Annotated in this window: 11 protein-coding genes; 5 read left to right on the forward strand and 6 right to left on the reverse strand. The window is 71.3% G+C overall.

The window, feature by feature from the left end; all coding sequences use genetic code 11:
- Positions 1–21: 21 nt before the first annotated feature.
- Both ACIQ6S_RS05595 and ACIQ6S_RS05600 read right to left on the reverse strand, forming a co-directional pair.
- The gene (locus ACIQ6S_RS05595) at positions 22–1,704 is read right to left on the reverse strand and encodes an EAL domain-containing protein (protein WP_397607494.1); all 1,683 of its coding nucleotides are present in this window, start codon (positions 1,702–1,704) and stop codon (positions 22–24) included.
- Between the two features lie 6 nt (positions 1,705–1,710).
- Positions 1,711–2,844 (reverse strand): HDOD domain-containing protein, encoded by a 1,134-nt coding sequence (locus ACIQ6S_RS05600; protein WP_397607495.1) that lies wholly within the window; start codon positions 2,842–2,844, stop codon positions 1,711–1,713.
- 201 nt (positions 2,845–3,045) lie between these two features.
- Between ACIQ6S_RS05600 and ACIQ6S_RS05605 the strand changes: the two genes are divergently transcribed.
- The 5 genes from ACIQ6S_RS05605 (at position 3,046) to ACIQ6S_RS05625 (ending at position 10,987) form a co-directional block, all read left to right on the forward strand.
- Positions 3,046–4,143, forward strand: a complete 1,098-nt coding sequence (locus ACIQ6S_RS05605; RefSeq protein ID WP_397607496.1) for an HDOD domain-containing protein — start codon at positions 3,046–3,048, stop codon at positions 4,141–4,143.
- 88 nt (positions 4,144–4,231) lie between these two features.
- Positions 4,232–6,475 (forward strand): EAL domain-containing protein, encoded by a 2,244-nt coding sequence (locus ACIQ6S_RS05610; RefSeq protein ID WP_397607497.1) that lies wholly within the window; start codon positions 4,232–4,234, stop codon positions 6,473–6,475.
- A complete protein-coding gene (locus ACIQ6S_RS05615; RefSeq protein ID WP_397607498.1) occupies positions 6,472–8,463 on the forward strand; it encodes a TonB-dependent receptor plug domain-containing protein in 1,992 nt (663 codons plus the stop codon). The genes ACIQ6S_RS05610 and ACIQ6S_RS05615 overlap by 4 nt, the downstream gene beginning before the upstream one ends.
- A gap of 29 nt (positions 8,464–8,492) precedes the next feature.
- Entirely contained in the window at positions 8,493–9,017 is a 525-nt protein-coding gene (locus ACIQ6S_RS05620) for a YfiR family protein (protein WP_397607499.1), read from the forward strand.
- On the forward strand, positions 9,014–10,987 hold the full coding sequence (locus ACIQ6S_RS05625; protein ID WP_297865551.1) for an ATP-binding protein: 1,974 nt from the start codon (positions 9,014–9,016) through the stop codon (positions 10,985–10,987). The genes ACIQ6S_RS05620 and ACIQ6S_RS05625 overlap by 4 nt, the downstream gene beginning before the upstream one ends.
- Before the next feature lie 16 nt (positions 10,988–11,003).
- Here the strand turns inward: ACIQ6S_RS05625 and ACIQ6S_RS05630 are convergent, their stop codons facing one another.
- The 4 genes from ACIQ6S_RS05630 to folE are packed head-to-tail and all read right to left on the reverse strand — an operon-like array spanning position 11,004 to position 13,466.
- On the reverse strand, positions 11,004–11,339 hold the full coding sequence (locus ACIQ6S_RS05630; protein ID WP_397607500.1) for a hypothetical protein: 336 nt from the start codon (positions 11,337–11,339) through the stop codon (positions 11,004–11,006).
- On the reverse strand, positions 11,332–12,081 hold the full coding sequence (locus ACIQ6S_RS05635) for a DnaJ domain-containing protein (RefSeq protein ID WP_397607501.1): 750 nt from the start codon (positions 12,079–12,081) through the stop codon (positions 11,332–11,334). The genes ACIQ6S_RS05630 and ACIQ6S_RS05635 overlap by 8 nt, the downstream gene beginning before the upstream one ends.
- 7 nt (positions 12,082–12,088) lie before the next feature.
- A complete protein-coding gene (locus tag ACIQ6S_RS05640; RefSeq protein ID WP_397607502.1) occupies positions 12,089–12,850 on the reverse strand; it encodes a hypothetical protein in 762 nt (253 codons plus the stop codon).
- A gap of 19 nt (positions 12,851–12,869) precedes the next feature.
- The gene (gene folE / locus ACIQ6S_RS05645; protein ID WP_397607503.1) at positions 12,870–13,466 is read right to left on the reverse strand and encodes a GTP cyclohydrolase I FolE; all 597 of its coding nucleotides are present in this window, start codon (positions 13,464–13,466) and stop codon (positions 12,870–12,872) included.
- Between the last annotated feature and the right edge of the window lie 86 nt (positions 13,467–13,552).

Consider the following 13,552-nt stretch of genomic DNA (forward strand, 5'->3'; position numbering starts at 1 on the left):
CGCGGGAACGCCCAGCGCGGCTCACTGCAGGCCCTCCCAGGTCCGGAAGGCCTCGCGGATGTGGTGGCGCAGGTCCTCCTCGTCCCAGGGCTTGGTGAGGAAGCGGTAGATCGCGCCCTTGTTGATGGCCTCGGTGACGGTGGCGAGGTCGGTGTAGCCGGAGAGGATCAGGCGCACCGTGCGCGGGTAGAGCTCCTTCACGCGGCCGAGGAATTCGGTGCCGCTGACGTCGTTCATGCGCTGGTCGCTGACGATCACCTGCACCTCGTTGCTGGCCAGCAGCTCGAAGGCCTCCTGCACGCGGCTGGCCGCCAGCACGCGGTAGCCGTCTCGGCGGAAGACGCGCTGCAGGGCGCGCAGCACGTTCTCCTCGTCGTCGACCAGCAGCAGCGTCCGCGAGGCGGCGCCCTGCGCGAACAGCTCCGGACGCAGGTAGCGCTGGCGCAGCAGCGGATCGACTTCGGCCAGCGGCTTCGGGCCGGAGAACAGGAAACCCTGCAGCTGGTCGCAGTCGGCGCGGCGCAGGTAGCCCACCTGCGCCTCCGACTCGACGCCCTCGGCCATCACCTTCAGGTGCAGCTGTCGGCCCATCGCGATGATCGCGCGGGCAATCGCTGCCTGCCCTTGGTCGTGGGCGATCTCGCCGGTGAAGTCGCGGTCGATCTTGATCTTCGAAAGCGGGTAGCGCGGCAGCTGCACGAGGCCGGCACCGCCCATGCCGAAATCGTCGAGCGTCAGGCCCACGCCGCAGCTGCGCAGCCGCCGCAAGGTGTCGCGGATGCGGTCGACATCGCGCAGAAGCGTACTTTCCGAGAGCTCGATCTCGAACTGGTCGAATGCGACGTCGGCGGCCGCAAGGCGCGTCTCCAGCTGGTTGACGAGGTCATCCTCGAGCAGCTGCACGGTGGAGACATTCACGGCGATACGCAGGTCGTCGAACCCGGCGCGTCGCCAATGCCGCGCATCCGCGATGACGCGGTCGAGCACCCAGCCGCTGATGCCACGCATCAATCCGAGCTGCTCGGCGCGCGGCAGGAACTGCGGCGGTGCGAGCAGGCGGCCATCCGGCGCGCGCCAGCGCAGCAAGGCCTCGACCCCGGCGATGCGGCCGTCGGCGGCATCGACGAACGGTTGGTAATGCAGTTCGAGTTCGTCGCGCGCCAAGGCCTTCGCCAAGGCGTGGGTGAACACCGGCACGCTGGGACCGGCGGCACCGGACGCGGCGTGGCGCAGCGCCCTGCCGACGCCGGAGCGCTGCGCGGCGTAGAGCGCGCGGTCGGCGGCACTCAGTGCCGCCACAAGGGTGGGCGCGTCGTCGGGGAACAGCGACAGCCCGATGCTGGCGTTGATCTCCAGCGTGTAGGGCGGCACCGACAGCGGCGCGACCAGTTCGTCCAGCAGGCGCTGCGCCCAAGCCTCCGGATCGACGAGGACCTCGGCGGCATCGGTGGCCAGAAGCAGGCAAGCACCACGAAGGCGCCACAGCCGACCCTGCGGAAGTGCGAAGGCGGCGATGCGATCGGCGGCCACGGCCAAGGCGCGACCGGCGGTGTCCTCGCCGAGTCCGTCGACCAGGCCGACGAAACGGTCCAGCGCGATCTCGGCGAACAGCACGCGCCTGCCATCGGCCGCGAGCGCTTGGAGTGCCGGGGCGTCCGCCCCCAGCCACGGCAGGCCGCTGACCGGATCCGTGGATTCGTCCACCCCGGTTCAGCCCTCGCCGCGGAGTTCGGCGCCCAGCGCCTGCCAGCCGTCGCGCTGGTCGGCGAGGCTTTGCGCCTCGACCCAGGCCTCGTCGAGCGGCACTTCGCCCAGCAGGGCCCACGCCACGTGGCTGGCTCCGACGACGCCCAGCCCATGCTCCGCCGCCGCCGCGGGCGTCGCGTGTTGCGCGACCGCCTCGACCAGCGTCTCCGGCAGGCCCCACAGGGCGAGCAGGTAGGCGCCGGCCTCGGCGTAGGTCGGCCAATCCCCGGCCTCGCCAGGCTGCGGCGACCACGGCACGCGGACCTGCGGCAGCAGGCGGCCGACGCCGGCCAGCAGCGCGGCGGTGGCGGCGAGGTCCGCGCGCGGGCCGGGCAGCAGCCGGGCCGCCAGGCGCGAAGCGCGCAAGCTGGTGTCGCGAAGCCGGTCCAGCGCCTCCGGCTCGGCTTTCGGGCGGGTGGCGCCGAAGATCTCGCCGGCCATCACCAGCCGTCGCAGGCTGAGGTTGCCCAGCCACACCACGGCGCTGTGGATGTCGTCGATGCGGCGTCCGCCGCTGTACATCGCCGAGTTGCACAGGCGCAGCACCTTGGCCGCCAGCGTCGGGTCGCTTTCGACCAGCGCGGCGACATCGCGCGCGGCGACGTCGAGGTCCTCGGTGCGGCGCATCAGGTCGAGCGACAGCGCCGGCGGCGGCGGCAGGCGGCCGATGCGTCCGATGGCCTCGGCCAGCAAGGGGCTCTCCAGCCGGCGCCGCAGCGCGAGCAGCGATTTCAGTCCAGCCAGCAGGGCTTCGGCATCCAGCGGCTGGTAGAGCAGGCGGTGCAGGTTCTCCAGCGCAGCGAGTCCCGGCGCATCGCGGCCGTCGTCGAGGACGAGGCAGCGCACCAGCTTCGGGGCTTCGCGCTTCAGGACGCCGAGGAGGGCGTTGCCGGATCCCTGCCCCAGCCGCGGCTGCACCAGCACCGCCTCGAAGGCTTCGCGCCGGACAAGGGCGAGGGCCTCGTCGCTGGCACCAACAACCTGCAGGACGATGCGGTCGCCCAAGGCCTCGACGAGTGCGGCAGCCACGCTGACATCCGCACCGGCGAAGAGCAGGCGCAGCGGCGCGTCATCGGGGGTCGCGGCAGGAGCGCTCAATCGGGAAGGCGGCTCGGAGAGACGTGGCCGGACTGTAGCAGAGGCCCCGCGATGCCCTTCGCGGGGCGCGGCGTCATGGCGAATGCAGAAGCTGTGACGCGGCGCACGCTGGCGAGGGCATCAAGCGTGACGCATCCCCGGAATCACGGGAGTCCTGTCGTTACGCTTTGTCAAAAGCAACAAAAGGCTCGACGCTCCACCATGCGTGTTTTCTTCGCCACGCCCGATCCGAACCGCCCCGGCGCCGTCGCCGTCGCCGATGCGCTGTTGTCCCAGGGCCACGACTGGCAGGTGCTGTCTTATGCCCGCCCCGAGGAATCGCGCCAGGTGCTGGAACAGGACGCGGCCGACGCCATCGTCGTCGATGCCGCCCTCGACGACGCGGAGGCGCTGCTCAGGCATCTGCTCTACACCGCGCCGCAAACGGCGCGGTTGGTGATCGGCACCACCGAGCACGACGGGATCGAACCGCGGCTGCAGGCGCTGGCCCACGGCCTGCTCTCGGCCTCCAGCCCGGTCGAAGCGATCGCCGAGGCACTGGTCGCCTACGCCGAGCTCGCGCAACGCCTCGACCGTCCGGCGCTGCGCGCCCAGGTGGGCGCCCTGACGCGCCTGCCCGGGGCGCCACGGCTCTACATGGCGATCTGCAAGGCGCTGGAAGACCCGAACGTCGAGGTCGCGACCATCGCCGAACAGGTGATGTCCGACCCGGCGCTCGGCGCCCGGGTGCTGCAAATCGCCAACTCGGCGATGTACGGCGCCGGCCGCCAGATCGCCAGCATCCCGTTCGCCGTCAGCCGTCTCGGGCTGAAGACCACTCGCAATCTGGTGCTGGCGGCCGAGCTTTACGCCTTCAGCGGCCCGGAAGCGGCACGCGCAGAACGCGTGCGCCAGCGCAGCCTGCTCGCGGCCTGGCTGGCGCCGCGCCTGATGGCCCCGCAGATCGACCCCGACGTCGTCGCCACGGCCGCGCTGCTCGCCGGCATCAGCGAGATGCTTCCCGAGCTCGACGACGGCGGAGTGCCGGCGCTGCCCGCGGTGCCCCCGGTGCAGGACGAAGCGGCCGCCTACCTGATGGGCCTGTGGCAGCTGCCGAGCCTGCTCCAGCAGGCCGTGGCCTGGCAGCGCACCCCGCGCCTGTCGGGCGGCGGGTTCGGCGTGGTCGGTGCCGTCCACGTGGCCACGGCGCTCGCCTTCGGTCGGGCGGTGGACCAGGTGTGGCTGGAACGCTGCGGCATGGCCGCCCACCTGTCGGGCTGGCGCGAACTCGCCGACCGCATGGATCGCAGCGCGGCCTGAGCCGGAAGCCGCTTGTGCGGCGGTCGCAGGCCGTGGCTATCCTAGGCCGCTGCCGGGATGCCCCCCGGGAGCACGTCTGGGGAATGGCATGAGCCACGATCGGCCCGAGGCCGGCGAAGACAGTCTGGTGTTCGCGCAGGAAGCCGGAGAGCCGGGCTCGCCCGAGCGCGCCGCATGGACGATCCTCGTCGTCGACGACGAGCCCGATGTCTACGCGGCCACCTGCATGGCGATGCGTGGCGTCGAGATCCTCGGCCGTCCGCTGCACTTCCTGCATGCCGAATCCAGCGCCCAGGCCTACGACCTGCTGCGGGCGGAGCCCGACGTCGCGGTGATCCTGCTCGACGTCGTCATGGAATCGGAGAGCGCCGGCCTCGATCTGGTCGCGCGCATCCGCAACGAACTCCAGCTGCACAAGCCGCGGATCATCCTGCGCACCGGCCAGCCGGGCTACGCGCCGGAGATGCAGGCGATCCGCGATTACGACATCAACGATTACCGCATCAAGAGCGAGCTGACGCGCACGCGCCTGTACACCGTGCTCACCTCGGCGCTGCGCGGTTTCCAGACGCTTTCCGCCGTCGAGGCCACGCGCAACGACCTCGAATACCTGCTCAAGGCGCAAACCGAGCTCCTCGCCGCCAACACCATGCCGGCCTTCGCCGTCGGCCTGCTCGAGCGCCTCGCCGGCCTGTACGGCCTGCCGCCGCACACGGTGTTCTGCAGCGACGGCCGCCGCGTGCACGAAGCCGAAGACCAGCGCCGCCGCGTCGTCGCCGCGCTGGGCCGCTACGCCGACTGGTCGTGGCGCCGGCTTGACTCGCTCGGCGCCGAGCCGGAAGTGCGCGCCATCGAGCTCGCCTTCAGCACGCGCCGCACCGTCACCAGCCCCTGCGGCATCGCCGTCTACCTGCCCTCGCGCACCGGCGCCGACGCCGTCGCCTTCCTCGGCGCCGACGACCTGCCCGCCACGCACGACCCGCGCGTGTTCGACATGTTCGTGCAGAACACCACGGTGGCGGCTGACGGCGTGCGGCTGGTCGAGCGCTTGCGCGATGCCGCCTACGTCGACGGTCTCACCCGCCTGCCGAACCGCTCGGCGCTCGCCGAGACCATCGACGCCGCGCTGAGGACGCCGCCGGACGCGCCGCAGCGGCTGCTGCTGATCGACGTCGACCAGTTCTCGGAGATCAACGAAACCTTCGGCGACCGCATCGGCGACGCCCTGCTTCGCGGCGTGGCCCAGCGGCTGATGGCCCAGGCCGACGCCAGCGTGCGCGTGGCGCGCGTCGCCAACGACACCTTCGCCGCCTTCGGCCCGCGCGACCTGCTGGTACCGGCCGAATGGGCCAAGCGCCTCGACGAGCCCTTCGACGTCGAGGACCTGCAGATCGGCCTGTCGGCGTCGTTCGGCGGCGTCGAACTGGTGAGCGACTGCGTCAGTGGCGGCGAAGTCATCAAGATGGGCTACTCGGCGCTGAAGCGCGCCAAGCAGACCGGCCATCGCTCGGTCGCGTTCTACTCGCACGAGGTCGCCACCGAGATCAAGGAACGCACGCGCCTGCTGCACGGGCTGCGCGCGGCCTTCGACCAGCAGCGCCTGTTCCTGATGTACCAGCCGCAGGTCGAGGCGCGGAGTGGCCGCACCGTCGGCCTCGAAGCGTTGATGCGCTGGCGCTCGGACGATGGCCGGCTGGTGCCGCCCGACCGATTCATCCCGATCGCCGAGCAGTCCGGCCTGATCAAGGACCTCGGTGCCTGGGCGATGCGCAGCGCAATCCATCGCGCCGCCGCCCTGCGCGATGCCGGCCATCCCCTGCGCATGGCCGTCAACGTCTCGATGAGCCAGCTGCTGGTGCCCGGCTTCGAGATCATGGTGGCCGAGGCGCTCGCCGACGGCGGGCTGCCGTCGGAACTGCTTGAGATCGAGATCACCGAATCCGTCGCGATGCAGTCGCCGGACATCGTGCTTCCGCGACTCGCGGCGCTGAAGCAGCTCGGCGTCTGCGTCGCCATCGACGATTTCGGTACGGGCTATTCCTCGCTGTCCAGCCTCGAGAAGCTCGCGCCCGAGCGCCTGAAGATCGACCGCAGCTTCGTGATGGGCCTCGACGCCGAGACCGGCGGCGGGAGCCTCGCCGAGATGATCATCGAGCTCGGCCGCACGCTGGGCCTGAAGGTGATCGCCGAGGGCGTCGAAACGCCGACGCAGCGTCAGCGCCTGATCGAGCTCGGCTGCGACGAACTGCAGGGCTACCTGTTCTCGCCGCCGCTGGCGGTCGAATCGCTCGGCGAATGGCTGGCGAAGCACGGCGAGGGCTTCGCCTTGTGAGCCCGCGCTGGGTGCTGCCGATCGCCCTCGGGTTCGGCGCGACGGCCGCGCAGGCCCAGCCGTCCGCCGAGGATTTGCTCGATCTCGAGCTGCAGCAATTGCTTGAGCTGCCGGTGAGCGTGGCCAGTCGCAGCGAGCAGCGCAGCGCCGATGCCGCGGCCGCGGTCTTCGTCATCGACCAGGCCACCCTGCGCCGCTCCGGCATCCAGCGGCTTCCCGATGCCTTGCGCCTGGTGCCGGGCCTGCATGTCGGCAAGTGGGACGGCAACAAATGGGCCATCGCCAGCCGCAATGCGATGAGCCGCTTCACCAGCACGATGCTGCTCCTTGTCGACGGCCGTCCGGCCTACACGCCGCTCTTCGGCGGCGTGCGCTGGGAGACCTTCGACCTGCCGATCGACGAGATCGAGCGCATCGAGGTGGTGCGCGGTCCGGGTGGCCCACTGTGGGGGGCCAACGCCGTCGACGGCATCATCTCCATCGTCACCCGTCGCAGCGACGCCACGCTCGGGCAGCGCATCGCCGTTGGCCTCGGCGAAGGTGATGTCGATCGCTTCGCGGAAGCGCGCACCGGCCAACGCCTCGGCGACTGGACGTGGCGGCTCGGGCTGCGCTGGATGGATTCCGCCCCCGGGCTGCTGCCGCCGATCGGCCAGAGCGCGTGGACGGCGCCGCGTGCCGTGGGCGACGAAGGCCGCGACGAGGGTCGGTTCCGGACGGCCATGCTGCGTTTCGACAGCCCCGAGGACCGCCCCGGCGGCGCCCTGACGGCCTGGCTCGGCCACCGCGAGGGCCGCTTCATCGACCAGCGCCTCGTCGGTGGGCTGCCGCGCGACAACCTCAACTGGTTCGACCTCGACTACGCGGCCGGCGAGTGGCGCCGCGGCCTCGCCGACGGCCAGGCGCTGGCGCTGCGCGCCAGCCTGCAACGGCTCGACCTCGGCGACGCGACGCTCGACGACACGCAGCGGGTGGTCGACGTCGACCTGCAGCACAGCGGCACCCACGGGCGCCACGCGTGGACCTGGGGCCTCGGCTACAACCATTACCGCAGCGAAACGCGCACGCCGCAGCGATCGGCGACACCGCCCTGCACCGGTTGCTTCGGCGCCGAGCCGCCGATCGGCACCGACGCCAAGCGCAGCGTCTTCGCGCAGACGCAGTCCGACCTCGGCCGCGGCTGGACGTTGATCGCGGGCGCCAAGGTCGAAGATTCCCGCAGCATGGACTGGGACACGCAGCCGACCGTGCGGCTTCGTTGGCAGCCGGGCTTCGGCGGGACGTTCTGGGGTGGGTGGACGCGGGCCCTGCGCTCATCCACGCGCCTCGAGCGCGATGGCGCGCTGTTCAACGTGCCGGCCAACCTCGCTCCGGCCTTCGGATGCCGGCGCTACGAGGCCGGCACTTGCATCATCGGCAATCCCTCGCAACCGCCTTGGCAGGTCGAGGTGGCCGAGCTCGGCTGGCGCCAACAGCTGTCGCCGGCGTTCTCGCTCGACGCCACGGCGTTCGAGAGCCGCTACGCCGACATGGCGACCACCCCTGGCTCGCGGGTGCGCGACCGCGTCCACGGTGTCGAAGTGGTGACGCAGTGGCTGCCCTCGGAGCGCTGGTCGGTGGATGCGTCGCTGACCTGGCACCGCGGACGTGACCGCTTCATCGGCCAACCCGGCCGCATCGACACCTTCTTCCTGCCCGAGCTGAGCGGGCAGGTGCACGTGCAATGGTCGCCGTCCGATGCCATCGACGTCGACCTGCGCTGGTGGCGCGGGGACGACCGCGCGAGCAACTCCGCGCGCATCGGCGCGCTGCCGGGCGAGGACCGCATCGACCTGCGGCTGGCCTGGCGCCCGTCGCCGGGCTGGGAAACGGCGCTGTCCATCGGCAATGCGAACGACACGCGGGCAGTCGAATACCTCGAGAGCCTGCGGGTGAACACCGCGGTGCCGCGCAGCATCACCTGGTCCGTGGCTTGGAGCCCGCCATGATGCGGGCTCGGGTTCGATCATCCGTCGCGATGCTGCTGGCGCTGGTGCTGGCACCCGCCGCCCATGCCAGCGGCGCGGCGGACGAGTACGCGCTGAAGGCCGCGTTCCTCTTCAACTTCACCCGCTTCGTCGAGTGGCCGCCGGACGCCTTTCCCTCCGGGGACGGCGCCTTCCGCATCTGCGTGTTCGGCACTGACCCGTTCGGCGCCCGCTTGGACGCCCTTGGCCGGCGGCGCGTCGGCACACGCGCCATCGAAATCGCCCGCCCGTCGGCCCTCGCCGACCTGCCGCGCTGCCAGATCGCCTACCTCGGCGTCGGCACGCCGGCCGCGATCGAGGCCGCCGCGACCGCCAACGCCGCCCCCACCACGCTCACCGTCGCCAGCGACGCCGCCTTCGCCCGCGAAGGCGGCATGGTGGCGCTCGTCACCGTCAGCGGCCGCGTAAGGCTGCACGTCAACCTCGCGAGCATCCGTCGTTCGCCGCTGCGCTTCAGCGCCAAGCTGCTGGAGGTTTCGGAGGTGCGGCACGGCGGCAGCGGTGGCGGCCGGTGATCCGCGGCCTGCGCACCCTGTCGATCCGGACGCGGCTGCTGGCCGTCATCGGCGCGGTCACGCTGCTGGCAATCACCACCTTCGGCGCCATCGCGCTGGTGAGCGAGCGCGACGCGGCCCGCGATGCGCTGGGCTCGGAGCAGGCGGCGCTGGCGACGCTGGTGGCGAACCGCAGCGCCGCCGCCCTGCTCTTTGGTGATCCGTCGCTGGCGCAGGAGAACCTCGATGCACTGAGCGGCATCGCCCACGTGCAAGCGGCCTGCCTGTACGACAACGAGGGCCGCCTGTTCACCGGCTACACCACCGCCGACGTCACGGCCTGTCCGCAGACGCGCAGCGCCGCCGGGGTGGTGCCCGGCGGTTCGCTGGTGGTCGAGGTGCCGGTCGAGCTCGACGAGATCGTCGGTTCGCTTTCGCTGCGTTCCAGTCTTGGCCCGGTGGAGGCGCGCCTGCGCGAACAGGCGGAGACCTGGGCGGCCGCAGGCGCGGTGGGCGCCGTCCTCGCCCTGGTGCTCGCCGCCCTGCTGGAGCGGCTGATCTCCGGCCCGATCCGGCGCGTCAGCGCCGTGGTCGAGTCGATCGACACCAGCAATGCGCAAGGCCGTCGCGCGCCCGTGGAGGGCGACGACGAGGTCAGCCACCTCGCCGAGGCGTTCAACCGCATGCTCGACCGCCTCGATGAGCAGACCCGCGGCCTCAAGCTGCAGGCGGAATACAACGAGGTTCTGTTCAAGCGCTCGCCGCTGCCGGTGATCGTGGTCGATCCGCGCGCGAACTGCATGGTCGACTGCAACGAGGCGGCGGTGGCCATCTATGGCTGGGGCAATCGCGATGCCACGCTGAACACGAATGCGGCCGATGTCTCCACGCCATTGCAGTACGACGGCACGCCGTCCGAGCAGGCCAGCGTCCCCTACACCGTGGCGGCCCTGGCCGGCCAAGCCCAGGTCTATGACTGGCGCCATCGCCGCCCCGACGGCACGGAATTCGACGCCGAGGTACACCTGACGCGCTTCGGGCCGGAAGAGGCGCCGCTGCTGCTGGCCAGCCTGTTCGACGTCACCGAGCGCAAGGCCGCCGCCGCTGCCCTGCAGCGCCTGAACGAGGCCCTCGAATCGCGCGTGGCCGAGCGCACGCACGACCTCGCCGCATCGAACGCCGAGCTCTCGGCGACGGTGGAGCAGCTCCGCCGCGCCCAGGTCGAACTGGTGCGCAGCGAGCGCCTCGCCTCGCTGGGTTCGCTGGTGGCCGGCGTCGCCCACGAACTCAATACACCGCTCGGCAGCGCGCTGCTGGTCGCCACCACGCTGGGCGACGGCATCGAAGAGCTGCGGCGCAAGCTCGACACCGGAGAGCTGAAGCGCTCGACGCTCGACACCTTCCTCGAGCAGCAGGCCGAAGCGCAGGCGCTGATCGTCCGCAACGCGCGGCGCGCCGCCGAGCTGATCGGCCGTTTCAAGCAGGTGGCGGTCGACCAGACCTCCGAGCAGCGTCGCCGCTTCGACCTCGCGGAAGTGGTGGACGAGATCATCGGCACGCTGCAGCCGCGGCTGCGGAAGACGCCGCACCAGGTGGTCGTCGACATCGCCCCGGGCCTCGCGATGGACAGCTACCCCGGGCCGCTGGGCCAGGTGGTGACGAATCTCGTGCTGAACGCGCTGCTGCACGGCCTCGGCGACCGCCCCGGCGAAGTGCGCGTGGTGGCCAGCCCGCTCGACGCGGATCACGTGGCCTTGAGCGTCAGCGACGACGGCGTGGGCATCCCGGCCGAGCACCTGCCGCGGATCTTCGATCCGTTCTTCACCACCAAGCTCGGCGAAGGCGGCAGCGGCCTCGGCCTGCACATCGTCTACAGCCTGGTGCAGCGCAGCCTCGGCGGTCGCATCGACGTGGAGAGCCGCTCCGGCCACGGCGCGCGCTTCACCGTGGTGATGCCGGTGAACGCGCCGAAGAGCGCCGAAGCGGGCTGAGCGCCGATACGTCGGCTCAGCGCTTCAGCAGGCGGCGCCACCACGGCGCGCGCTTGTGGCTCGACGCCGACGGCTTCGCCAACGGCTCGGCAGGCAGGTCGGGACGCACGAGATCGCTGTCGGCCAGCGCCTGCGCCCAGGCGCCGTCCTCCATCAGCAGTTCGACGCGCCAGTCGCGCAGGCGGCGCGCCACGAGGTACACCGCGTCGTACGCGGCACGGCGGTCGGCGTCGAGCAGCACGGCCTTCGCGCGCTGCGCGAGCTCGCGGTCCTTCGTCGCGCCGATCGCCCGTTTCAGGGCGGCCTCGTCGGCGCCAAAGCCGAGGCCGAGGCGTTCGTAGAGGTCACGCATCGTCGTCGTCCTGCAGGCGCTTCCACGCCTTCTGCACCGCGTCGAATCGCTCGGCCGACGCAGCCTTCGTGGCCTCATCGGCCTGCAGCTGGCGATCGGGATGGTGCTGGCGCGAGAGCTTCCGCCAGGCGGCCTTGATCGCGATCGGCGTGGCGTCCGCCTTCAGGCCGAGCACCAGCAGGGCATCGCGGCGCTCGGCATCGGCCTGCGCGGCCTTGCCGGCATCGGCCTCGCGGGCCTTCTGGCGGGCGGCACGGGAGCGCGCGACGGCTTCCGCCGCCGCGAAGAACGCCGGGTCGGAGAGATCCGCCGGTGCCTCGAACTCGAAGCCGAGCAAGGCCTCGAAGCGCTCCGGCAACAGCGACGCCGGGGCGGCGAGCAGGTCGGAGAGGAAGATCAACGCATGGCGTTCGATCTGCGAGATGCGGCCGTCGGCCGCGGCCACGCGAATGTAGAGGTCGAGCAGCGAGACGGTGCGCTTCGGCGAACGCTGGCCGCGCAGGAAGCGGAACAGCTTCGGCAGGTCCTTCGGCATCGCATCGGCGGCGAAGGCCTCGGCGATCTCCTGCAGCGGCACGCCCTCGGGGTCGTGCGTCAGTGCAAGGCCGACCTCATGGAACTCGCGCGCATCGAGCGGTCCATCGAGCACCGCCAACCACAGCGCGGACGCGCGGATGCTGTCGGAGAGCCGCTGAGGGCTCTCCTGCAGGCGCTGCACCAGCCCGGGCGCGGTGCCGTTCAAGCCCGCCTCAGACGTGGGCGTCAGGGTTCAGCAGCAGGCCGGCCAACCAGCTTTCGCCGCGTTCCAGCAGCTCCACCGGCGTGTACTGCCAGCCGGTGACGATCATCGCTTCGGCGATGGCGAACTCGCGCTGCGGCTTGTTGAAGCTGCGCTCGCCGGCCTTGACCATCTCCAGCACGAAGGACGGCGGCGGCACCGCCTCGGGATCCGCAGCGCCGGCCATCACTTCGGCGACGCTGCCGAGGTTGGCACCCTGCCCCTTCACCAGCGCTTCGACACGCGCCAGAGCCGTGGCCTGCGCATCGCCGGTTTCCTCGACGTGCGGGGCGGCGGCGGCCAGGGTCTTGCAGATGGTGTTGAGCTGGCCGGTGGCCTTCATGCGCGCGAGCTTGGCGGCGCCGGCGGCACCTTCCGCCGCTTCGAGGTCCTGCTGCAGGCGCTCGATCTCGGCATTGGCGTCGGTGGGGATTCCGTGGTCGAGCAGACGCAGCACTTCCTTCTGCAGCTCCGAGTAGAGCGAAGGGTGGCTGGACTTGAGGTTGCGCGCGGCCATCTGCCAGGCGTAGGCCACCTGCTGTCCGCTGCGTTCGGACGGCGCAGGCGGGCCATCGGGCTTCTCCGCGCCGGGCGCCGGCACGCCGATCCCCGTACCCAGCATCGACAGCGCGGTATCCAGGCGGTGGCACAGGTCGGATTGGTCGAACTGTCGCATCGCCTTTCGGAGCTCGATGCGGCAGTCGATCAGCAGGGGTCGGAGGGGCAGGTCCATGCCCGCATTCTAGCCACGCTCAGCGGCGATGGCCGCCCACTTCGACGAAGGCGAGGAACTCGGCGCGGGTGCGGGCGTCGTCTCGGAACAGGCCGCGCATGGTCGAGGTCACCATGCTGACGCCGCGCGTGTGCACCCCGCGCGTGGTCATGCACTCGTGGCTGGCCTCGATGACCACGCCGACACCGCGCGGCTGCAGCACGCGCTCGATGCAGTCGGCGATCTGGGCGGTGAGCTTCTCCTGCACCTGCAGGCGGCGCGAGTAGGCCTCGACCACGCGGGCCAGCTTGCTGATGCCGACCACCTTGCCGCCCGGGAGGTAGCCCACGTGGGCTTTGCCGATGATCGGCGCGAGGTGGTGCTCGCAGTGGCTCTCGAAGGGGATGTCGCGCAGCACGACCATCTCGTCGTAACCCTCGACTTCCTCGAAGGTGCGCGCGAGGTAGGCATCCGGGTCGAGCGTGTAGCCGCTGAACCACTCGCGCCAGGCGCGGGCGACGCGCAGCGGGGTGTCGACGAGGCCTTCGCGCGCCGGGTCGTCGCCCGCCCAGCGCAGCAGGGTGCGGACGGCCGCTTCGGCGTCGGTGCGGGTAACGCGATCAGTGTCGTCGCTCATGGGGGGTCTTCACGCGTAGGCTTCAGTTTTCACACCCTAGGCCGCATCGCGTTCACGCGGCGAGAAGCCCCACCGTCGTTCAACCG

The organism is Silanimonas sp. (assembly GCF_044377035.1).
Classification (GTDB): domain Bacteria; phylum Pseudomonadota; class Gammaproteobacteria; order Xanthomonadales; family Xanthomonadaceae; genus Silanimonas.